This window comes from Streptomyces sp. NBC_00425, from assembly GCF_036030735.1.
GTDB lineage: Bacteria > Actinomycetota > Actinomycetes > Streptomycetales > Streptomycetaceae > Streptomyces.
Map to the genome: position 1 here is coordinate 4922449 of NZ_CP107928.1, position 21371 is coordinate 4943819.

A 21371-nucleotide genomic window follows, 5' to 3' on the forward strand; every position below is an offset into this window, starting at 1 on the left:
CGGGGGCAATGTCAGAGCTGACCCTCACGGTCATGCGGCTGGGTTTCCTGGCCGTACTGTGGCTGTTCGTGATCGTGGCCGTGCAGGTCATCCGCAGCGACCTGTTCGGTACGCGTGTCACCCAGCGCGGTTCGCGCCGGGAGGCCGGGCGGGCGCAACAGCAGGCCCAGCGCCAGCAGGCGCCTCCGCAGCAGCGCCAGCAGCCCGCCGCCGCTGGCCGCACGCGTCGCAACGCACCGACGAAGCTGGTGGTGTCCGAGGGCATCCTCACCGGCACGACCGTCGCGCTCCAGGGCCAGACCATCACGCTGGGCCGGGCGCACGACAGCACGATCGTGCTGGACGACGACTACGCCTCCAGCCGCCATGCCAGGATCTATCCGGACCGCGACGGCCAGTGGATCGTCGAGGACCTGGGCTCCACCAACGGCACGTACCTCGACCGATCGCGGCTGACGACTCCCACACCGATTCCGCTGGGCGCGCCGATCCGTATCGGCAAGACCGTCATCGAGCTTCGGAAGTAGTGCTGCATCATGAGTGAGCGCGAGCGGAGCGAGCACACGGCGGCGGCCGGCACTCAGGGCCCCGGTGTGCTCCCGACCGGAGGGTGGGCAGTGTGGCTCGACACGACCGGCTGTACCCGGAGCCGACGGGCGAGGTGCGCATGAGTCTGTCACTGCGTTTCGCCGCCGGATCGCACAAGGGCATGATCCGGGAGGGCAACGAGGATTCCGGTTACGCCGGTCCGCGCCTGCTCGCCATCGCCGACGGCATGGGTGGCGCCGCCGCCGGTGAGGTCGCCTCCTCGGAGGCCATCTCCACCATCGTCGCCCTCGACGACGACGTGCCCGGTTCCGACGTCCTGACCTCGCTCGGCACGGCCGTCCAGCGGGCCAACGACCAGCTGCGCTCGCTGGTCGAGGAGGACCCTCAGCTCGAGGGCATGGGCACCACCCTCACCGCGCTGCTGTGGACGGGCCAGCGTCTCGGTCTCGTGCACGTCGGCGACTCGCGCGCGTACCTGCTGCGGGACGGCGTGCTGACGCAGATCACACAGGACCACACCTGGGTGCAGCGCCTGGTCGACGAGGGCCGCATCACCGAGGAAGAGGCCACCACCCACCCCCAGCGGTCGCTGCTGATGCGGGCGCTGGGCAGCGGTGAGCACGTGGAGCCCGACCTGTCGATCCGCGAGGTGCGGGCCGGCGACCGCTATCTGATCTGCTCCGACGGCCTGTCCGGCGTGGTGTCCCACCAGACGCTCGAGGACACCCTCGCCAGCTACCAGGGCCCGCAGGAGACCGTGCAGGAGCTGATCCAGCTCGCGCTGCGCGGCGGGGGCCCCGACAACATCACGGTGATCGTCGCCGACGTCCTCGACCTGGACACCGGCGACACCCTCGCCGGGCAGCTGTCCGACGTCCCCGTCGTGGTCGGCGCGGTCGCCGAGAACCAGCTCCAGCTGCACGACAACGGCATCATGCAGACCCCGGCGGGCCGCGCCTCCGGGCTCGGTCGCAGGCAGCAGGGCCACGGCGGAGGCGGCCAGTTCGGTCCGCCCGGCTCCGGCGGCGACATCACGGGCTTCATCCCCACCGACGGCTTCGCCGACTACACCGACGACGACTTCGTCAAGCCGCGCAAGGGCCGCCGGTGGCTGAAGAGATCCTTCTACGGGGTGCTCGCGCTCGCCGTCATCGGCGGCGGCCTGTACGGCGGCTACCGCTGGACGCAGACGCAGTACTACGTCGGCACCAGCGGCGAGCACGTCGCCCTGTACCGGGGCATCAGCCAGGACCTGGCGTGGGTGTCGTTGTCGAAGGTGGAGAAAGACCACCCCGAGATCGAACTCAAGTACCTCCCGCAGTACCAGCAGAAGCTGGTGGAGGCGACGATCGCCGAGGGCAGCCTCCCGAACGCCCAGAAGAAGATCGACGAGCTGGCCGTCCAGGCTTCCGCGTGCAGGAAGCAGGCGGGTGGCACCGCCGCGGGCGCCACCGGTTCGCAGACCTCCTCGAAGACCGGTTCCAAGAACGGTTCCAAGACCGGCGCGACGACCGGTTCCAAGAACGGTTCGAAGACCGCTGAGGGCCAGGGCGGCGGCACCACGGGAACCACGTCCGTCTCCCTCACGTCCAAGGCATCGCCGAGCCCCTCGGCAACCGCGTCCCCGTCCGTACCCGCGACCCCCACTCCCACCCCCGGTCCGAGCCTTTCGGAGGAGGAGCAGAAGGTCGTCTCGCGGTGCGGTGAGCAGTAGGCAAGCCGTGAGAGGCCCCGTCACACGATGAGCAGTACTACCAACTCGCCGACGCACCACACGTCCACGATCGGCTCGATCGGCACACCGAGCCGGCGCAACACCGAGCTCGCGCTGCTGGTGTTCGCCGTCGTCATCCCGGTGTTCGCCTATGCCAACGTGGGCCTGGCGATCAACGAGCAGGTGCCGTCCGGGCTGCTGAGCTACGGGCTCGGCCTCGGTCTGCTGGCCGGCGTCGCGCATCTCGTCGTCCGCAAGTTCGCGCCGTACGCCGACCCGCTGCTGCTGCCGCTGGCGACGCTGCTGAACGGGCTGGGGCTGGTCGCCATCTGGCGGCTCGACCAGTCCAAGTACCTCCAGCAGGCCCACCAGGCCGGCACGGCCGCGCCACGGCAGCTGCTGTACACGGCCCTGGGCATCGCCCTGTTCATCGTGGTACTGATCTTCCTCAAGGACCACCGCGTCCTGCAGCGTTACACCTACATCTCCATGGTCGGCGCGATCTTCCTGCTGCTGCTGCCGCTCGTGCCGGGCCTCGGGCAGAACATCTACGGCGCCAAGATCTGGATCTCGGTGGCCGGTTTCTCCATCCAGCCCGGTGAGTTCGCCAAGATCGTGCTGGCGATCTTCTTCGCCGGCTATCTGATGGTGAAGCGCGACGCGCTCGCCCTGGCCAGCCGCCGCGTCCTCGGCCTGTACCTGCCGCGCGGCCGCGACCTCGGCCCGATCATCGTCGTCTGGTTCATCTCGATCCTGATCCTGGTCTTCGAGACGGACCTCGGCACTTCGCTGCTGTTCTTCGGCATGTTCGTGATCATGCTGTACGTCGCCACCGAGCGGACCAGCTGGATCGTCTTCGGTCTGCTGATGTCCGCGGTCGGCGCGGTCGGCGTGGCCCAGTTCGAGAGCCACGTCCAGCAGCGTGTGCAGGCCTGGCTCGACCCGATGAAGGAGTACAAGCTCTCCCAGGCGGGTATCGGCGGCCACTCCGAGCAGGCCATGCAGGCACTGTGGGCGTTCGGCTCCGGCGGCACCCTCGGCACCGGCTGGGGTCAGGGCCACTCCGAGCTGATCAAGTTCGCCGCCAACTCCGACTTCATCCTCGCCACCTTCGGCGAGGAGCTCGGCCTGGCCGGCATCATGGCGCTCCTGCTGCTGTACGGCCTGATCGCCGAGCGCGGCGTGCGCACCGCCCTCGCCGCCCGTGACCCGTTCGGCAAGCTGCTCGCCATCGGTCTCTCCGGCGCGTTCGCCCTGCAGGTGTTCGTCGTGGCCGGCGGTGTGATGGGGCTCATCCCGCTGACCGGTATGACGATGCCGTTCCTCGCGTACGGCGGTTCGTCCGTCATCGCCAACTGGGCCCTGATCGGCATCCTGATCAGGATCAGCGACACCGCGCGCCGTCCGGCGCCCGCGCCCGCCTCCACCCCCGACGCCGAGATGACCCAGGTGGTCCGCCCGTCATGAACAAGCCCCTGCGCCGGATCGCTATCTTCTGCGGCCTGCTGGTCCTCACCCTGCTGCTGCGGGACAACTACCTGCAGTACGTCAAGGCGGACAGCCTCGCGAGCGACACCAAGAACCGCCGCGTCAACATCACGCGGTACGCCACCCCGCGCGGCGACATCATCGTCGACGGCAAGGCGATCACCGGTTCGGTGGAGACCACCGGCGACTACAAGTACAAGCGCACCTGGACCAACGGCCCGATGTGGGCGCCGGTCACCGGGTACTCCTCGCAGGCCTTCGGCGCCAACCAGCTGGAGAAGCTGGAGGACGGCATCCTCAGCGGCAACGACGACCGGCTGTTCTTCCGCAATACCCTGGACATGATCACGGGCAAGGAGAAGGAGGGCGGCAGCGTCGTCACCACCCTCAACGCCGCCGCGCAGAAGGCCGCCTACCAGGGCCTGGGCGACAAGAAGGGCGCGGTCGCCGCGATCGAGCCGTCCACCGGCAAGATCCTCGCGCTGGTCTCGACGCCGTCGTACGACCCCTCGAAGTTCGCCGGATCCTCGAACAAGGACGCCGAGGAGTGGAACAAGGTCCAGAAGAAGAACGACCGCGACGACCCGATGCTCAACCGCGCGCTGCGTGAGACCTACCCGCCCGGTTCCACGTTCAAGGTGGTCACGGCCGCCGCGGCGCTGGAGAACGGCGAGGCCTCGGGCATCGACGACAAGACCGACACCCCGGACCCGTTCCCGCTGCCGCAGTCCTCGAACAAGCTCACCAACGAGCACGGCGAGTGCAAGAACGCCACCCTGCGCTATGCGCTCATGGTGTCCTGCAACACCGTCTTCGCGAAGATGGCCGACAACGTCGGCAACGAGAAGATGATCGACCAGGCGACCAAGTTCGGCTTCAACGAGGCCGAACTGGACACCCCGGTGCGCGCCGCCGAGTCGATCTACCCCAAGGACAACGCCCCGCAGAACGCGCTGGACGGCATCGGCCAGGGCTCCAACCGGGCCACCCCGCTGCAGATGGCCATGGTCGCCTCGGCGGTCGCCAACGACGGCAAGCTGATGAAGCCGTACATGGTGGACCAGATCTGGGCGAAGCTGGACCCGCTGGAGACCACGGAGCCGCAGCAGCTGTCCCAGGCCGTCTCGGCGAAGACCGCGCAGGCCCTCCAGAAGATGATGGAGACGGTCGTCGAGGACCCGCTGGGCACTGGTGGCAAGGCCAAGATCGACGGCGTCAAGGTCGGCGGCAAGACCGGTACCGCCCAGCACGGCCTCAACAACAGCGAGAAGCCTTACGCCTGGTTCATCTCGTACGCCAAGCTGTCCGACGGCAGTGCGCCGGTCGCGGTCGCCGTCGTCGTCGAGGACGGCGCGGCCAACCGCGGCGACATCACCGGCGGCGGTCTCGCCGGCCCGATCGCAAGGGACGTGATGAAGGCAGTCATCGGCAGCAAGAAGTGACCCCCATCACGTCGCTCACACATCGGTGCACGTTGCGATACCGGTCTCGTATCGGGTGACGGGCTTGGCCAGGTCACACAGCTCCGTCCGGGTACGGTATGCCCGGACGGCAGCCTCCGTCCGCACATGTGTGCCGGGCGGGACCGACGGAGAGGGCTGGTAGGTAGCTATGGAAGAGCCGCGTCGCCTCGGCGGCCGGTACGAGCTGGGCCACGTGCTCGGCCGTGGTGGCATGGCCGAGGTCTACCTCGCGCATGACACCCGCCTCGGCCGCACCGTGGCGGTGAAGACGCTGCGCGCGGACCTCGCGCGCGACCCTTCCTTCCAGGCCCGGTTCCGCCGGGAGGCCCAGTCTGCCGCCTCGCTCAACCACCCCGCGATCGTGGCGGTGTACGACACGGGCGAGGACTACATCGGCGAAGTGTCCATCCCGTACATCGTCATGGAGTACGTCGACGGCTCCACGCTCCGCGAGCTGCTCCACTCCGGCCGCAAGCTGCTGCCGGAGCGGACGCTGGAGATGACCATCGGCATCCTCCAGGCCCTGGAGTACTCGCACAGAGCCGGCATCGTCCACCGCGACATCAAGCCGGCGAACGTCATGCTGACGCGCAACGGCCAGGTCAAGGTCATGGACTTCGGCATCGCCCGCGCCATGGGCGACTCGGGCATGACGATGACGCAGACGTCGGCGGTCATCGGCACGGCGCAGTACCTCTCGCCGGAGCAGGCCAAGGGCGAGCAGGTCGACGCCCGCTCCGACCTGTACTCCACCGGCTGTCTGCTCTACGAGCTGCTGACGGTGCGGCCGCCCTTCGTCGGGGACTCCCCGGTCGCGGTGGCCTACCAGCACGTCCGGGAGGAGCCGCAGCCGCCGAGCGTCTTCGACCCCGAGATCACCCCCGAGATGGACGCGATCGTCCTGCGGGCGCTGGTCAAGGACCCGAACTACCGCTACCAGTCCGCCGACGAGATGCGCCTGGACATCGAGGCCTGCCTCGACGGCCAGCCGGTCGCGGCCACGGCGGCGATGGGCTCGGTCGGCTACGGCGGGTACGGCGACGACCACGCGACGACGGCGATGCGCTCGGCGGACGCCGGCGCCACGTCGATGCTGCCGCCCATGAACCCGGACGACGGCAGCTACGGCTACGACGACCGGCCGGACCGGCGCCGCCAGAAGAAGTCGAACACCTCGACGATCCTGCTCGTCGTGGCCGCCGTGCTGGTACTGGTGGGCGCGGTCCTGATCGGCAAGTGGGTGGTCAGCGACGGCGCCTCGGCCAAACCGTTCCCGGTGCCGAACTTCGTCGGCCAGCCCCTGGCCAGCGCCAAGACGATGGCCGACAACGTGGAACTGAAGGTGGAGAGCACCGAAGCCGCCTGCGAGAACCAGCCCAAGGGCAGCATCTGCACGCAGGACCCGGTGGTCGGCAAGAACGTCAACAAGGGCGACACCGTCAAGCTCGTCGTCTCCACCGGTGCGCCGAAGGTGGTCGTCCCGACCGTGCTCGGCAAGAGCGTGGACGAGGCGAAGAAGCTCCTGGAGAGCGACCAGTACCAGTTCAACGTCGAGACGAAGGAAGAGGTGTCCACCGAGGAGGCGGGCACCGTCACGGACCAGGACCTCAAGCTCGGCGCACAGGTGGAGAAGGGTGCCACCATCACCCTCACCGTCGCCAAGGCCCAGGAGAAGTCCACCGTCCCGGACGTCTCCAACAAGAGCTGTGACGAGGCCAAGGCCCAGATGGACCAGAACGGCCTCAAGGGCGAGTGCGTCGAGGTCGACACCCAGGACCAGAACCAGGTCGGCAAGGTCATCCAGACCGTGCCGTCGATCGGCTCCCAGGCCGACAAGGGCTCCAAGGTCCAGATCCAGATCGGCAAGAGCACCCAGACGCAGGTGCCGGGCAACCTCCAGGGCATGTCCCTGAAGGACGCCAAGAAGGCGCTGCGGGACGCGGGCCTGAACGTCGGCAACATCGCCGGTTCACAGGACGACGACGCCCAGGTCATCAACTCCGACCCGGCCCCCGGCAGCACGGTCAACAAGGGGCAGACGGTCAACCTGGTCGCCTTCAAGAACGGCAACAACAACGGCGACAACAACAACGGCGGCGGCGGCGGCTTCTTCGGCGGCGTCACCGGAACCTCGGCCCGCACGGAGGACTGACGGTCACCGCAGGCGACAAGGTGCCGGTCCCCGCGTGAGCGGGGCCGGCACCTTTTTCCGTGCGCCGGTGATCGCAAAGCACTAGCATGTTCATGTAAAGAGCGCGCCGCATGTGAGGCCATGACCACAACTCACGGGCCTGCACGGCGAGTTCACACATGCCGCAAGGGGGAAGATTGTTGAAGAGGACAGCCCAAATGCTCGGGGTGGCCGCGACTGCCCTGCTCGTGACAACCCTGGCCACGAGCCCCGCCCAGGCGAACGCCTTCAGCCCGGGCTGCACCACGACGGGCGCGGACGGCTTCGCCTACGTCCCCAGCTTCAAGGGTGCGACGAGCACGCTCAAGCTGGAATGGCACATCACGGACACACTGGCGGACGGCCACCACGCGCGGATCCGTTTCCTGTCCAAGCAGCACGACGGGACGATCCACTACTGGCCGTGGCACAAGGCCGCGGGCGGCAAGGGAGACCACCAGTACGCCGCCACCACGGCAACGGACAGCTCCGGCATCTTCGACATCGGGGCCGAGGTGGCCCGCTTCGAAGGCGACACCAAGCTGAACTCCTGCGTCGACTGGGGGTGACGGACAGCGGCTGCTGCTGCCCGAAGCCGCCGCACACGTGAAAGGGCCCGAAGCCGCGCGGAGCACGCGCGGCTTCGGGCCTTCGTCGTGCCGGGCGGCGGATCGCCGTCGAGGAGGACTGTCAGCCCAGTTCCTTCGGCGGGGTGCGGTCCGCGTCGACGTTCTCGACCCGTACCAGCTCCCCCCACACCACGTACCGGTACCGGGACGTGTACACCGGTGTGCAGGTCGTCAGGGTGATGTAGTGGCCGGCCTTCGTCTTCCCCGACTCCTTCGGGACCTGGGCGAGGACCTGCACGTTGTACTTCGAGGTTTCGTCGAGGATGTCGTACACCTTGTAGACGTACCACTTGTCCTTCGTCTCGAAGACGATCGGGTCGCCCTTCTCCAGCTTGTCGATGTTGTGGAACTTCGCGCCGTGGCCGTCGCGGTGGGCGGCGAGGGTGAAGTTGCCCTTCTTGCCCGTCATCGGCAGCATCGCCTTGCTCGGGTCCGTGTAGTAGCCGGCGACGCCCTCGTTGAGGATCTTCGACGAGGTGCCCTTCGCGACCAGCACCTCCCCGTTCCTCATCGCGGGGACGTGCAGGAACCCGATGCCGTCCTTGGTGTCCAGCGCCCCCGGGCCGGTGGGCTCCTGCGCCCAGGTGTCGCGCACCCGGTCGCCCTGCCGGTCCGCGTGCCGGTCGGCGACCACGTTGGTCCACCACAGGGAGTAGACGACGAACAGGCCGAGCACCAGGCCGACCGTGATGAGGAGCTCCCCGAAGACACTCACGGCCAGGGCGACGCGCCCGCCCCTGCGCCGCGGCGCCGGCCCGGACGCGTCCACGCGCGCGTGCTGTTCGTGCTCGGTGTCGCCATGCTCGGTGTCGCCGGTGGTCGCTGCCACGTTCATCTGCCCCTACTCGCTGCACACCTACGGACCGCACGCCTACAGGACCGCACGCCTATTCGACGAGCGCATCCGGCTTGCCCTTGCTGCGCGGCCGTTCCTCGACCATCTTGCCCCAGACGATCAAGCGGTACTTGCTGGTGAACTCCGGCGTGCAGGTGGTGAGGGTGATGTACCGGCCCGGCCCGGTGAGCCCGGAGCCCGGCGGCACCGGATCGAGGACGCTCGTGTTGCTCGGCGCGGTCACCGGCAGCGTCGACGTCATCTTGTAGACGAAGTACTCGTTCTGCGTCTCGACGACGATGGCGTCGCCCGCCTGCAGCCTGTTGATGTACCGGAACGGTTCGCCGTGCGTGTTGCGGTGGCCCGCGAGCCCGAAGTTCCCGGTCTTCGCGTCGGGCATCGCCGTCGCCAGCGGAGCCTCGCCGTAGTGGCCGACCATGCCCTTGTCGAGGACCTTCTTGTTGCTGACGCCCTCGGCGATCGGCACCACCACGTCCAGCTTGGGGATGTGCAGGATGGCGAAGCCCTGCCCCGGCGAGAACGCACCGGGAGCACGCTTGCCGCTGGCCCAGTCGTCCTGGAGGCTGCTCGCCTCCCGGTCCGCCTGCGCGTGGGCCCGCACGTTCGTCCACCACAGCTGGTAGGTCACGAACAGCAGCATCAGCACGCCCGTGGTGATGAACACCTCGCCGATCGCCCGGCTGGCGACCACCGCCGGGCTCGGCTTGCGCGCCCGTTCCCTGCGGCGCGCCTCGACGCGCGACAGCGGCCGCTCGTCCTGCGCGGGCGCGTCGGCCCCGTTGTACGACTCGGACGCCTCACCCGGGGCGCCATGACGCCCACGGCGCCCCTTGGCCGCCTTCCTGCGGGCCGCTCGGCCGCCCGCGGGGGTTCCGGGGGCCACAGCGCCGACTGAGGCCCCAGAGGCGGGTACGGCCCCACGGCCGAACGCGGCCGACGGCGGTATCCGCAGCGCCACCGTCTCCTCGTCGGCGGGCGGCCGGTACGCCTGCTCCGCGTAGGGGTCGGCGCCGTACGGTTCACCGCCGAAGGACTCGTACGACGCGGCGCCGTACGAATCCTCGCGCTCGGGCCGCAGCGCGGTCACGCCGTGGCCCTGCCCACCACCGGGGCGAGCCCCGCCGACCTCGCCACCGCGCCCTCGTCGCCGCACTCCACCAGCCAGTTGGCCAACATCCGGTGCCCGTGCTCGGTCAGCACCGACTCCGGGTGGAACTGCACGCCCTCGACGGGCAGTTCCCTGTGACGCAGGCCCATGATGATGCCGTCGTGGGTGCGGGCGGTGACCTCGAGCTCGGCGGGAACCGTCCCCGGCTCGGCGGCCAGCGAGTGGTAGCGGGTCGCGGTGAACGGCGACGGCAGACCGGCGAAGACGCCCCTGCCCCCGTGCTCCACCGGCGAGGTCTTGCCGTGCAGGAGCTCCGGGGCGCGGTCCACGACCCCGCCGTACGCCACCTGCATCGACTGCATGCCCAGACAGACGCCGAAGACCGGGACGCCGGTGTCCGCGCAGTGGCGGACCATGTCGACGCAGACGCCCGCCTCCTCGGGCGTGCCGGGCCCGGGGGACAGCAGGACGCCGTCGAAGCCGTCCTGCGCGTGGGCCGTGGAGACCTCGTCGTTGCGCAGGACCTCGCACTCGGCGCCCAGCTGGTACAGGTACTGGACCAGGTTGAAGACGAAGCTGTCGTAGTTGTCGACGACGAGAATGCGCGCGCTCACTGGTTGTCCACCGTCACATCGTTGAAGGGAAGCAGCGGTTCGGCCCACGGAAAGACGTACTGGAAGAGCGCGTACACCACGGCCATCACCAGCACGATCGAGATCAGCGCCTTCAGCCACGCGTTTCCCGGCAGATGCCGCCAGATCCAGCCGTACATGCCGTCCCTTCCTTCGCACCACGGCACCTGACTCACGCCGTACCCCACCAGACTAGCGGCGCAGAGCCTCCGGTTCGCCTGCCTCCACGGGCCGTGTGGAGTCCAGGTGCGCCCAGACGATCAGCCGGTGACTGTGGCCCCATTCGGGATCGCACGTGGTCAACGTCAGGTACCGGCCCGGACGCGTGTACCCCGACTTACGTGGCACAGCGTCGATCACCTCGACGTCCGAGGGCACTGTTTTGTAGGGCCCTTTGTCGATCCGATACGTGAACCAGGTCGTCCCGTCCGTGAGCACCACGGCGTCACCCCGTCTGAGCTCGGGAAAGTCCTTGAACGGGTCACCGTAGGTGCGGCGGTGGCCGGCGACGGAGAAGTTCCCGGTCTGCCCTAGCCGGGCCGTCCCCGCGTAGTGGCCGAGCCCCTTCTTGAGCGTGCCGGTCGACGTGCCCTCGAGGACCGGCTTGTTCCACGTGAAACCAAGACGCGGGATGTACATCACCGCGAAGGGGCGGCCGCCGCGGTAGGACGGCTGCGGCGCGGCGCCGGTGGGGCTCGCGCTCGGGGCGGGTCCCGCGGTCTGCCGGTCCCACTGCTCGTGCAGGGCGTCGATCTGGTCGTCCATGGCCCGGTCGGCCCGCACTCCGGTCCAGAACAGCACGTAGACCACGAAGAGGACGATGACGGCGCCCACGGTGACGCACAGCTCGCTGAACGTCCTGACGATCACCCGCACCGACACAGGCGCCCCCCGGGGCCGCTGCTCCGCTACTTCACAGGCTTGGCGTAGTGCAGATCCACTGTGCCCGAGTAGCCCGGCAGAGTCACCGTCCCGTCCTCGGTGACTTTCCAGCCGAGGCCGTAGACGTTCACGTAGACCATGTAGTTCTGGATCGCCGGGGAGTCCGCGAGCGCCTGCTGCATCTTCTCCGGGTCCCCCACCGCCTGGATCTTGTACGGCGGGGAGTAGACGCGGCCCTGGAGGATCAGGGTGTTGCCGACGCAGCGGACGGCGCTGGTGGAGATCAGCCGCTGGTCCATGACCTTGATGCCCTGGGCGCCGCCCTGCCAGAGCGCGTTCACCACGGCCTGGAGGTCCTGCTGGTGGATGACCAGGTAGTCCGGCTGCGGCTCCGGGTAGCCGGGGAGTTTGGCGGTGGCGTTCGGCGGGGCGTCGTTGAGCGTGACGGTGACCGCCCGGCCCTTGAGTTTCTGGGTGCCGGCGCTCTTCTCCAGTCCGGCGAGCTTGTCGTCCTGGGCCTGGGTGCTGCCGTCGTCGGCCTCGGCCAGCGATTCGACGTCGTCACGCAGGGCGCCGTTGGTCTCGTCCAGCTCGCCGTTCTTCTGGCTGCGCTCCTGGATGAGGTCGGACAGCTTCAGCAGGGAGGCGTCCGTGCGGATGTTGGTGCCCTTGGCGGTGGTGAAGCTGGTGAAGAAGAGGAGGCCGGCGAGGGCGAAGACGCCCATCGTGAGCAGCCGCACCGGGCGGAAGCCGCCGAAGCCGCCCCTGCGGCCGGGTGAGGGGGTGGACGGAGGGGGCGAGGCAGGCGGAGCGGCCGCGTCCGGGGCCGCCGGGGAATTCGATGGAGAAACGTGTCCGGGATCGGGCGCGGAACCCGTTGATCCCGTCCGGGGGGAGTCGGCAGAATTGCTCAACGTACCCTTATCTCCTTCAGCGCCGTAGAAGCACTACGCTAACGGACGCCCGGGGGAGCCCAGCAGCCCCCTAGTACGCAGCCCCCGAGCCCGACCCAGCACCTGCGCGGCCACGCAGCGCATCGACAGGAGAGACCCTCGTGCCGAAGTCACGTATCCGCAAGAAGGCCGACTACACGCCGCCTCCGGCGAAGCAGGCGACCGCGATCAAGCTGAACAGTCGGGCCTGGGTCGCACCGGTGATGCTGGCCATGTTCATCATCGGGCTCGCCTGGATCGTCGTCTTCTACGTCACCGACGGCACGCTGCCCATCGACCAGCTGAACAACTGGAACATCGTGGTCGGCTTCGGGTTCATCGCGGCCGGGTTCGGCGTCTCCACGCAGTGGAAGTGACGGGCGCTCCAAGGCCCCGACCAGCTCTGCCCACGGCTCTCCACAGAGTTATCCACAGCGGTTTCCACACTTGGGGAAAGAACGACGATCTGTGGATAACCTCTCGGAGGTTGACGCCGGTGTGACGTAACTACCGGCCGCCACCTTCACTCGAAAGGCTGTTCGCCCCCTGTCTGACCTGCGGAAACTCGGGTCGACGACAGGGGGCGCAGCTGTTCCCGCACTTTGTGCACAAGATTCGCCACAGACTGTGGACAACAGCGCGCTCAGGTGAGCTGTGCAGTCCTCAGGAGGGTGACGACGAGGACCACACCCAGCATCAACGCGCACGTCCCGAACTGAACGAGGGCGCGGCGCTCGCGCGGCGCGTGCACCATCGCGATGCCGACAACGACGCCGGCGACCAGACCGCCGATGTGCCCTTGCCAGGAGAGGTTCATGCCAGGGTTGAAGGTGAAGATCAGGTTGATCACGAGCAGCGCGATGATCGGTCGCATGTCGTACCGCAGGTGACGCATCAGAACCGCGGTGGCTCCGAAGAGGCCGTAGATGGCTCCGGAAGCGCCGTAGGTGGCAGTACCGGGCGAGGCGAGAAGATAGGCCAGGGCGCTACCGGCGAGGCCCGAGACGAAGTAGAGCGCCAGGTATCGCGTCCGCCCCAGAGCCCGTTCGAGGGGGCCGCCGAGCCACCACAGGCTGAGCATGTTGAAGGCGAAATGCCAGATGGCCTCATGCGTGAACATCGAGGTGAGGAGGCGGTACCACTCGCCCTCGGCCACACCTTCGGTCGGATGGAAGGGTGCGGGCGGCCACTGCCCGATGATCGCAAGGCTCTCCAGCACCGAGGGACGCACCTGCACGACCAGGAACATCGCCAGGTTGAGGCCGATGAGGATCTTCGTGACCAGGTGCGGGTCGGCGGCCACCGCGCCGCCCGCGATCGTGCGGGGCTGCGAGGCGCTCGGGGCGTGACCGGTGCCGGAGCCCTCCCGGACGCAGTGGGGGCACTGGAAGCCGACGGAGGCGCTGACCATGCACTCCGGGCAGATCGGGCGCTCGCAGCGGGTGCAGCGCACGCCGGTCTCCCGGTCGGGGTGCCGGTAGCAGACGGGCAGGCCGCTGTGCGCGTCGTCCTGCCGGCTGCCGGACGCCTGGTCCATGTGGGCTCCCAGTGGGTGGTCTGAAGTCGTCGGAGCAGGTGGAGGAACCGCCCTGCTCATCCTTACGGACCAGCAGGGCGTTTGGTTCCCGAAGGCCCACCGCGCGTCCGGACTCAGGTCGTGCGGCGCTCCACGACGACCGAGTCGATCACGATGTCCTTCAGCGGACGCTCGGTGCGCGGGTTGGTCTGGACCGTCGCGATGGCGTCGACGACCTTCTGGCTGGCCGCGTCCGTGACCTCGCCGAAGATGGTGTGCTTGCGGGTCAGCCAGGCCGTCGGGGAGACCGTGATGAAGAACTGCGAGCCGTTGGTGCCCGGGCCGGAGTTGGCCATCGCCAGCAGGTAGGGCCGGTCGAATCGCAGTTCCGGGTGGAACTCGTCCGCGAACTGGTAGCCGGGGTCGCCGGTGCCGTTGCCGAGCGGGTCGCCGCCCTGGATCATGAATCCGCTGATCACCCGGTGGAAGACGGTGCCGTCGTACAGCCTGGCCGAGGACCTCACGCCCGTCTTGGGGTTGACCCACTCGCGCTCGCCGGTGGCGAGCTCCACGAAGTTCTTGACCGTCTTGGGGGCGTGGTCCGGGAAGAGCCGGATCTCGACGTCGCCGAGGTTGGTCTTCAGGGTGGCGTACAGGTGCTCGGCCACGATCTTGATCTGCCTTCCGTCGTCTTCCTGTGACCCCCAGATCCTCGCACGGTCCGGGGCGGCGGAAGCCGAACCGCCGACCCCGGGTCCTCCCGGGTCCTCCCGGGGCCGTCCTGGTCCGCACGGTGCCCAGGACGGTCCATCGGGGTCCATCGGCGTCCGTCTCGAGTGTCCGTCCGGGTCCGGCCCGGGTCCGTCCGGGTCCGTCCGGGTCCGTCCGGTCCGCAACCGACGCTTCCGGTACGGAAAACCCGTCCGAGTCCTCCGGGACGGGGGCGAGCGGGGCCGATCCGTGGCATCGTCTGTTTTGTCGCCCTGTCGAGCCTCTGTTGCCATTGCCCCGAATGTGTCCTGAATACGTCAGCTATCGCACGTGATCGGCACCCGTATGCCCGCCCGCACATGCCGCGATCGCACTCGGCAGGCATGATCCGTAAAAGGGTGGAAAGTCGAAATACCGTACGCCACCGAGGAGGAGGAACCCGTGACCCGCATCGACAGCGTGCGCGCCGCGACCGGCTCGGCGAAGGGAAGCGTGCTGCACGCCGCGGAAGTGGTGGCGCCCTACGCCGACACGGCCAAGGAACGGGCCGCGCTCTACGCGCAGGAGGCCCGTGTACGGCTCGCGCCCAAGGTGTCGCTGGCCGCAGAACAGGCCCGCGTGCAGTACGGCACCCACGTCGCCCCGCGCCTGGAGCAGGCTCTGACGCACGTCCCGCCGAAGGTCGACCTGGCCGCGCACGAAGCGGCCGCCCGCACCCGCCTGGCCGCCCGGCAGGCGGCCGACTACTCCCGGCAGGCGGCCGACTACTCCCGGCCGAAGATCGAACAGGCGGTCGCCGCGGCCGGCCCCGTGAAGAACGAAGCCGCCGCCCGTGGCACCGCCGCGCTGGCCGCCCTGCGCGGTCAGGTGACGCCGAAGGAGATCGAGAAGCTGGTGCGCAAGCACCGGCGACGTGCCAGGGCGGGCAAGCTCGCCAAGGCGCTGGCCGTGCTGGGCGCCGTCGCCGGCGGCGCGTACGCGGCCTATCGCTGGTGGGACAAGCAGGCCAACCCGGACTGGCTCGTCGAGCCGCCGGCGGCCACGGAGGTGCCCGCCTCGGGCACCACCCTGACCTCGGTGGACGGCAGTGTCGATCCGGCCGTTCTGGACCCCGAGGTCCAGGCCAAGCAGGCCGAGGAGGAAGCCGCTGACCGCGACGACCGCAGCTGAGCGGACCGCCGTCCGGTAGCCGGGTGGCGACCGCCGGCCGACCACCGGGTGGTGGCCGGCCGGCGGTCGCCACCCGGCCCCGGCACCGCGCCCCAGTACGCCAAAAGACCCCTCCCATCTGCGTCACCGCAGGTGGGAGGGGTCTTTGTTGTGGAGCCTAGGGGAGTCGAACCCCTGACATCTGCCATGCAAAGACAGCGCTCTACCAACTGAGCTAAGGCCCCGGAAAGTGACGTCCGGCCGGATCGAGCTCGTCCCGGCGGGCGCCGCAGACCAGAGTACCGGGTCACGGGGGGTATCTCCCAAAAAGATTGGGGGTCCCCGCGGATGACCACTCTCCGTAAGATGCTCGGACGTGGTTCGCTACAGCGAACCGCGGTTTCTGGGGAAGCGATGGGGAGACGCAATGGACGCCGCACAGCAGGAAGCGACCGCGAGAGCGCGGGAACTGCAGCGGAACTGGTACGGGGAGCCGCTGGGGGCGCTCTTCCGTAAGCTCATCGACGATCTTGGCCTCAACCAGGCTCGTCTCGCGGGGGTGTTGGGACTGTCGGCGCCGATGCTGTCGCAGCTGATGAGCGGTCAGCGGGCGAAGATCGGCAATCCGGCCGTGGTGCAGCGGGTGCAGCTGCTCCAGGAGTTGGCCGCACAGGTCGCGGACGGCAGCGTCAGCGCCGCCGAGGCGACCGAGCGCATGGACGAGATCAAACGGTCGCAGGGGGGATCGGTGCTCAGCAACGCCACACAGTCGACGACCAGTTCGGGGGCGCCCACGGTGAAGCGGGTGGTCCGCGAGATCCAGTCGCTGCTGCGCTCGGTGGCCGCCGCCGGCGACATCATCGACGCCGCCGACACGCTCGCCCCGACCCACCCCGAACTCGCGGAGTTCCTCCGGGTGTACGGCGCCGGCCGCACCTCCGACGCCGTGACGCACTACCAGTCCCACCAGAGCTGAGCGCGGACCCCGGTAGCCGAAGGGGGTTCGGCAGCCGGGAGGTCGGCCGCTCGCGGGGGCGGCAGCCGACACTGCAGGTCAGCACCGGGAAGCACCGGGAACGGCACCACGTGACGGGGGGCACGGGGGCACGGGGGCACGGGGCATACGCGGGACGTACGGGGCTCGTGAAGTCCACGGGGGACACGGGGGTCGTATCGCCCGCCACAGGGGTAGCAAGGGGGAGAACCCGTAGGGGCGAGGGGGAGGAGCGACGCACTGCCATGGGTGAGGTCTTCGCCGCACGGTACGAACTGGCCGACCCGATCGGCCGCGGAGGGGTCGGCGCGGTCTGGCGCGCCTGGGACCATCGCCGCCGCCGTTACGTCGCCGCCAAGGTGCTCCAGCAGAGCGACGCGCACGCGCTGCTGCGCTTCGTGCGCGAACAGGCGCTGCGGATCGACCATCCTCATGTGCTCGCGCCCGCGAGCTGGGCGGCCGACGACGACAAGGTGCTGTTCACCATGGACCTGGTGGCCGGCGGTTCGCTGGCCCACCTGGTCGGCGACTACGGGCCGCTGCCGCCGGTGTTCGTGTGCACGCTCCTGGACCAGCTCCTCTCCGGGCTCGCCGCGGTCCACGCGGAAGGCGTCGTGCACCGCGACATCAAGCCCGCCAACATCCTGCTGGAGGCCACCGGGACGGCCCGGCCGCGCCTCAGACTCTCCGACTTCGGCATCGCGATGCGGCTGGGCGAGCCCCGGCTGACCGACACCGACCTCGTGGTGGGGACGCCGGGTTACCTCGCACCCGAGCAGATGCTGGGCGCCGACCCGGACTTCCCGGCCGACCTGTTCGCGGTCGGACTGGTCGCGCTGTACCTGCTCGAAGGGGCCAAGCCGGACGCCAAGGCCCTGGTCGAGTACTTCGCGGACCACGGAACGCCGGGCGCGCCCAAGAACGTCCCCGAGCCGCTGTGGCAGGTCGTGGCCACCCTCCTGCAGCCGGACCCACAGGCGCGCTTCCGTACGGCCACGGGGGCTCGCAAGGCCCTCGCGGCGGCCGCCGAACTCCTTCCGGAGCCGGGACCGGACGACGAGCTGATCGAGATATTCGACCAACTCGGGCCGCTGCCCAAGGGGTTCGGTCCCGAAGGTCCCGCGCCCCGGTCCGACGGCTCGACCACCCGTCCCGAGAACGCCGCGTCCCGGACCGCCGGCCCACCGGACACCGCCCGCCCGAGCGCCGCGTCGGTGCCGTCCCGGCCGTCCACCCCGCCTGCTCAGACGCCGCCCCGCCCCGCCGCCCCGCCGCCCGGCCCCACGCACCTTCCCGGTCCCCCGCAGGTTCCGAGTCCTTCGCACGTGCCGGATCCTTCGCACGTGCCGGGGTCCGCTGCCGCGGCCGGCCCGGCTCCCGAGCCCACCCCGACCCCGTCGCACTCGCCGTCGCACTCGCCGTCGATGTCGGACACCGGCAGCTTCCCGCTGCCGCCTCCGCAGCCGACGACCGGCTCGTTCCCCTCCGCGCCGACGTCCGATCAGACGTCCGCGCAGTCCCCCGGGCCCCGTCCTCCCGGCCACACGCCACCGCCCGTCTCCCCCGCCTCCGCGTACCACCAGCCCTCGTACCGACCTGCGTACCGGCCCACGCATCAACCCACGCATCAGCCCACGTATCAACCCGCGTACGAGACCACGTTCGCCCTGCCCACTCGCGAGCCGCGGGCCGACACCTCCTCGACCCTCTCGTACACCGCGCGGGACTCCCGGACCCCGCAGCACCCCCAGCACGTGGAGCACCCGCACCATGTGCAGCACGCACCTGCGGCGCAGGCGGCTTCGCCGCAGACCGGGCGCCGGGGGCATCGCGCCGCCCGCCGGGGACGACCGGGGCCGCCGATGCAGGTCGCGGTGCCCCTGCTGCTGCTCGCGCTGGCCTGTTACGCGGTGGGGTTCTGGGCGCTGGCCCGCATCTGAGCCGCGGCCCGGCGCCGCGCGGTCAGGGTCCAGACCCCGAGCACCGTGAGCAGCAGGCTGCCGGCGCCGATGCCGCCGACCGCCACCGCCTTCATCGCCGGGTCACCGCCCGGCGTCCCGCTGCGCGACACGTCGACCGTGTTCGCCCTCCCGGCCGCCTCCGGCTCCGGGTCCGGGGCGCCGACGTCGAAGACCCCGCGCGGCGCCGACCGCGACGCGTACCCCGGCCCGTCCTGTGTCCGGCCGCCGACCCGGACCCGCAGGGTCAGCCCGTAGGGGCCGTCCCCGAACCGGTCGCCCACCTGGGCCGCGAGGTGCACCACGAGGTAGTACGCGCCGGCGAACCGCAGGGCCTTCGTGGAAGTGGCGGAGGCGAAGCGATTGGCGTACCCGACCGGCGGGAGCGGGGGCAGCGCCGTCGACTTCTGGGTGCCTCCGTACCCCGCGGCGGTGCCCTTGACCTCGGCTCGCACCGGGTTGTAGAGCGTCATGTCCAGAGCGTCGACCACATAGCCGGAGTCCTTGTCGGCGCTCCCCAGGTCGACCGCGGCGGACACCTGGCGGCCCCAGTCCACGGGCACCTTGTAGAAGAGGGTCTGGCCGGGGACGATCTCGTCGCGCCAGACGCCCTGCCGCACGGCGGTGGCCCGGGTGAAGCCGGCTCCGCCCCGAACTGCCACCGGCTCGGCGACGGGTGGCGTGGGCGTCGCGGAGTCCCACGCCTCGGGCACGCGCGTGGCGGCCGCCTTCCGCAGGGCGGGCTCGGAGACGGGGGCGAGCTCCAGCTCCCAGGGCACGGCGGCGGAACCCGTCCCCTCACCGCCGGTGCCCGCGCCGATGCCGCCGCCATCGCTGCCACTGCCACTGCCGCTGCCGCTGCCGTTGTCCGGGTGGACGCCGGTGCGCTCCACGACCACGTAGTACGTCCCGGCCTTTTGGCACAGCCCCCTGCCCGGGAGGAGTTCGCGCGCGCCCCACGCGGTGATCGGCTGAGGGCTCTTGGACGCCCCGACGGTCGCGGTGTCGCGGGAGCAGGACGCGCCGTCGGCGTTCTGAACGGAGACGCTGATGCCGTCGCCGACGGACAGGACGGTGTCCGCGCGGGGCACTGCCGTGACGGCGACGTACGCGTTGACCGAGCCGTCGAGTTCCAGGCGGTAGTAGGCCTTCTCCCGGCTCTCGAGGGAGCTGCGGTAGGTCGCGCCGGGTTCCAGGCCCACGGCGCCGGTGGTGCCCGTGGCCGCGGGTGCGGAGCGGACGTCGTCCGCGAAGGCGTAGGTCGGGGCGTCCGGCGCCGCAGGCGCGTCCGGCGCGTTCGTCGCAGCCCTCGCGGTCGTCGCAGCCGGTCCGGGAAGCGCCGCCGGGGCCGCGCACAGCACCGCTCCCACGACGGCGGTCCGCACGGCGGCCCGCACGGCGGGCCGCCACCGGACCGTCCCGGCACTTCCACGCCCCGCACGCCGGGTCATCAACGCCGCTCCCTCCCCTTGGACCGAACGTGGGCCATCCTGCCCGGCACGCGCGCGTGGCACCCGCGCATTGCGTACGGACGTCCGAAAAGACCGTCTTCGGCTACCCGTATCCGCAGTCCGGGGGTTCCGCAACACAAGACCCCGACCGCGAGCTGCGGCCGGGGTCTGCTCGGTCTTCGGTATCGGTGCTCAGGAACCCGTGGGCACGGAGTCGGTCGCCTCCGTCCACAGATCCTGCTCGGCGCGGTCCGCCTGGATCTGGCGGTACACGAGGAGCCCGCCGATGGCGGCCAGTGCGACCAGGAGAAGCTTCTTCACCGCGCTACCTCGTCTTTCCTTGGCGTAGGGGATCTCTGGCGCCCGACTATACACACCGGCCGAGACCGATCGGTGACCTGCGTCCGCCCCTCAACTCCCGCCTTCGGCAGCCCAGTAGAAGCGGATCGGACCACTCCGATCGGAGGGTGATCACATCTCCACAGGGGGTTACTTTTGCCCCGGCTCATACCTGTCGACTGCCTTTCCTGCCTCTTTCTCCGCTCTTGCGCCCATCCGGGTGGTGTTCATCGGAACAACGCCACGCCGCGAGCGTCGGTCCACCACTTCGCGGCCTCCATACACATCATGAGGAAAGTACGCAAATCGCCCAACCTGAAAGTGAGGGGCCATGACCGACAACCGCGTCATGAAGCTGTGGACCGCCATCGTCACCGCCTTCCTCGCGCTGTGCACGGCGCTCGGACTCATCACGACGACCGCCGCGACGGCCGCGGCCCTGACCGGGCCGGCACGCAGCGCGGAAAGCGCCGGCGCCGCACAGGAGCCGACACGGACGACGGCGTCGCCGTCGACCTGGCTCTGGTCCCAGGCCCGCTCCCTGCCCCCCACGATGAAACAGCGCATCCGCGCCGAGGCGCACGGCAAGTCCCCCAGCTGCCGCCACCACGGCCAGCCGGACACCGAAGCAGCCGAGCACACGACGTCCTGCACCCCCGAGGACCCCGCCGCACCGGCTGTCCCCCAGCAGAACTGAGCCCCTGCCACACCCCGACGTGACGGCGAACTTGCGTACAGCCCGCACGAGCAGGCCCGGCAGCTCCCCAGGAGCCACCGGGCCTTCGCCGCGCCCCCGCCCCGTTTCCCCACCCCATTTCCCCGGCCACCCC

Annotated in this window: 21 protein-coding genes and 1 tRNA gene; 11 read left to right on the forward strand and 11 right to left on the reverse strand. The window is 69.9% G+C overall.

Annotation, left to right across the window (positions count from 1 at the left end; genetic code table 11):
• Positions 1-8 precede the first annotated feature (8 nt).
• The 6 genes from OHS82_RS21155 to OHS82_RS21180 all read left to right on the forward strand — a co-directional run bounded on the left by OHS82_RS21155 (position 9) and on the right by OHS82_RS21180 (position 7953).
• Positions 9-527, forward strand: a complete 519-nt coding sequence (locus OHS82_RS21155) for an FHA domain-containing protein FhaB/FipA (protein ID WP_057576678.1) — start codon at positions 9-11, stop codon at positions 525-527.
• 140 nt (positions 528-667) lie between these two features.
• A complete protein-coding gene (locus OHS82_RS21160) occupies positions 668-2263 on the forward strand; it encodes a Stp1/IreP family PP2C-type Ser/Thr phosphatase (protein WP_057576722.1) in 1596 nt (531 codons plus the stop codon).
• A gap of 27 nt (positions 2264-2290) precedes the next feature.
• On the forward strand, positions 2291-3730 hold the full coding sequence (locus OHS82_RS21165) for an FtsW/RodA/SpoVE family cell cycle protein (protein WP_057576676.1): 1440 nt from the start codon (positions 2291-2293) through the stop codon (positions 3728-3730).
• Positions 3727-5193, forward strand: a complete 1467-nt coding sequence (locus tag OHS82_RS21170; RefSeq protein WP_057576674.1) for a peptidoglycan D,D-transpeptidase FtsI family protein — start codon at positions 3727-3729, stop codon at positions 5191-5193. The genes OHS82_RS21165 and OHS82_RS21170 overlap by 4 nt, the downstream gene beginning before the upstream one ends.
• A 169-nt stretch (positions 5194-5362) precedes the next feature.
• Positions 5363-7366 (forward strand): Stk1 family PASTA domain-containing Ser/Thr kinase, encoded by a 2004-nt coding sequence (gene pknB, locus OHS82_RS21175; protein ID WP_057576673.1) that lies wholly within the window; start codon positions 5363-5365, stop codon positions 7364-7366.
• Between the two features lie 197 nt (positions 7367-7563).
• Positions 7564-7953 (forward strand): hypothetical protein, encoded by a 390-nt coding sequence (locus OHS82_RS21180; protein ID WP_057576671.1) that lies wholly within the window; start codon positions 7564-7566, stop codon positions 7951-7953.
• 121 nt (positions 7954-8074) lie between these two features.
• Here the strand turns inward: OHS82_RS21180 and OHS82_RS21185 are convergent, their stop codons facing one another.
• From OHS82_RS21185 to OHS82_RS21210, 6 genes are read right to left on the reverse strand one after another with little or no spacing between them, the layout of a single operon-like run.
• The gene (locus OHS82_RS21185; protein WP_079041079.1) at positions 8075-8848 is read right to left on the reverse strand and encodes a class E sortase; all 774 of its coding nucleotides are present in this window, start codon (positions 8846-8848) and stop codon (positions 8075-8077) included.
• 52 nt (positions 8849-8900) lie between these two features.
• Entirely contained in the window at positions 8901-9956 is a 1056-nt protein-coding gene (locus OHS82_RS21190) for a class E sortase (RefSeq protein WP_057576669.1), read from the reverse strand.
• Positions 9953-10591, reverse strand: coding sequence for an aminodeoxychorismate/anthranilate synthase component II (locus tag OHS82_RS21195; protein WP_057576667.1), 639 nt, complete (start codon positions 10589-10591; stop codon positions 9953-9955). The genes OHS82_RS21190 and OHS82_RS21195 overlap by 4 nt, the downstream gene beginning before the upstream one ends.
• The gene (locus tag OHS82_RS21200; RefSeq protein ID WP_199863711.1) at positions 10588-10749 is read right to left on the reverse strand and encodes a hypothetical protein; all 162 of its coding nucleotides are present in this window, start codon (positions 10747-10749) and stop codon (positions 10588-10590) included. Before OHS82_RS21200 ends, OHS82_RS21195 begins: the two co-directional genes overlap by 4 nt.
• 52 nt (positions 10750-10801) lie before the next feature.
• Complete coding sequence (locus OHS82_RS21205; RefSeq protein ID WP_057576718.1) at positions 10802-11485, reverse strand: class E sortase; 684 nt, start codon at positions 11483-11485, stop codon at positions 10802-10804.
• A 32-nt stretch (positions 11486-11517) separates the two neighbouring features.
• Positions 11518-12405: a DUF881 domain-containing protein gene (locus OHS82_RS21210; RefSeq protein WP_443041876.1), complete on the reverse strand. Its 888-nt coding sequence runs from the start codon at positions 12403-12405 to the stop codon at positions 11518-11520.
• Between the two features lie 140 nt (positions 12406-12545).
• Between OHS82_RS21210 and crgA the strand changes: the two genes are divergently transcribed.
• A complete protein-coding gene (crgA, locus tag OHS82_RS21215; protein WP_057576664.1) occupies positions 12546-12800 on the forward strand; it encodes a cell division protein CrgA in 255 nt (84 codons plus the stop codon).
• 266 nt (positions 12801-13066) lie between these two features.
• Here crgA and OHS82_RS21220 read toward each other — a convergent pair whose 3' ends face one another.
• Together OHS82_RS21220 and OHS82_RS21225 are read right to left on the reverse strand one after the other, a co-directional pair.
• Positions 13067-13960 (reverse strand): rhomboid family intramembrane serine protease, encoded by an 894-nt coding sequence (locus tag OHS82_RS21220; protein ID WP_328434298.1) that lies wholly within the window; start codon positions 13958-13960, stop codon positions 13067-13069.
• 113 nt (positions 13961-14073) lie between these two features.
• A complete protein-coding gene (locus OHS82_RS21225) occupies positions 14074-14607 on the reverse strand; it encodes a peptidylprolyl isomerase (RefSeq protein ID WP_057576659.1) in 534 nt (177 codons plus the stop codon).
• 484 nt (positions 14608-15091) lie between these two features.
• On the opposite strand from OHS82_RS21225, the gene OHS82_RS21230 reads away from it, so the two are divergent.
• Complete coding sequence (locus OHS82_RS21230) at positions 15092-15820, forward strand: DUF5324 family protein (RefSeq protein WP_057576657.1); 729 nt, start codon at positions 15092-15094, stop codon at positions 15818-15820.
• A 151-nt stretch (positions 15821-15971) separates the two neighbouring features.
• Here the strand turns inward: OHS82_RS21230 and OHS82_RS21235 are convergent.
• A tRNA-Ala gene (locus tag OHS82_RS21235) sits at positions 15972-16044 on the reverse strand.
• A gap of 182 nt (positions 16045-16226) precedes the next feature.
• On the opposite strand from OHS82_RS21235, the gene OHS82_RS21240 reads away from it, so the two are divergent.
• Both OHS82_RS21240 and OHS82_RS21245 read left to right on the forward strand, forming a co-directional pair.
• Positions 16227-16775 carry a helix-turn-helix domain-containing protein gene (locus OHS82_RS21240; RefSeq protein ID WP_057576656.1) on the forward strand — a complete coding sequence of 183 codons (549 nt, stop codon included), beginning with the start codon at positions 16227-16229 and terminating at the stop codon, positions 16773-16775.
• A 263-nt stretch (positions 16776-17038) separates the two neighbouring features.
• Positions 17039-18733, forward strand: a complete 1695-nt coding sequence (locus OHS82_RS21245; protein ID WP_328434299.1) for a protein kinase domain-containing protein — start codon at positions 17039-17041, stop codon at positions 18731-18733.
• On the opposite strand, the gene OHS82_RS21250 is transcribed toward OHS82_RS21245, so the two are convergent.
• On the reverse strand, positions 18697-20202 hold the full coding sequence (locus OHS82_RS21250) for a hypothetical protein (protein WP_328434300.1): 1506 nt from the start codon (positions 20200-20202) through the stop codon (positions 18697-18699). The two genes, OHS82_RS21245 and OHS82_RS21250, sit on opposite strands and share 37 nt — an antisense overlap.
• Before the next feature lie 192 nt (positions 20203-20394).
• Entirely contained in the window at positions 20395-20523 is a 129-nt protein-coding gene (locus OHS82_RS21255; protein WP_003999697.1) for a DLW-39 family protein, read from the reverse strand.
• A gap of 349 nt (positions 20524-20872) precedes the next feature.
• Here OHS82_RS21255 and OHS82_RS21260 point away from each other — a divergent pair, with 349 nt between their 5' ends.
• Complete coding sequence (locus tag OHS82_RS21260; RefSeq protein ID WP_057576650.1) at positions 20873-21238, forward strand: DUF6344 domain-containing protein; 366 nt, start codon at positions 20873-20875, stop codon at positions 21236-21238.
• Positions 21239-21371: the final 133 nt, after the last annotated feature.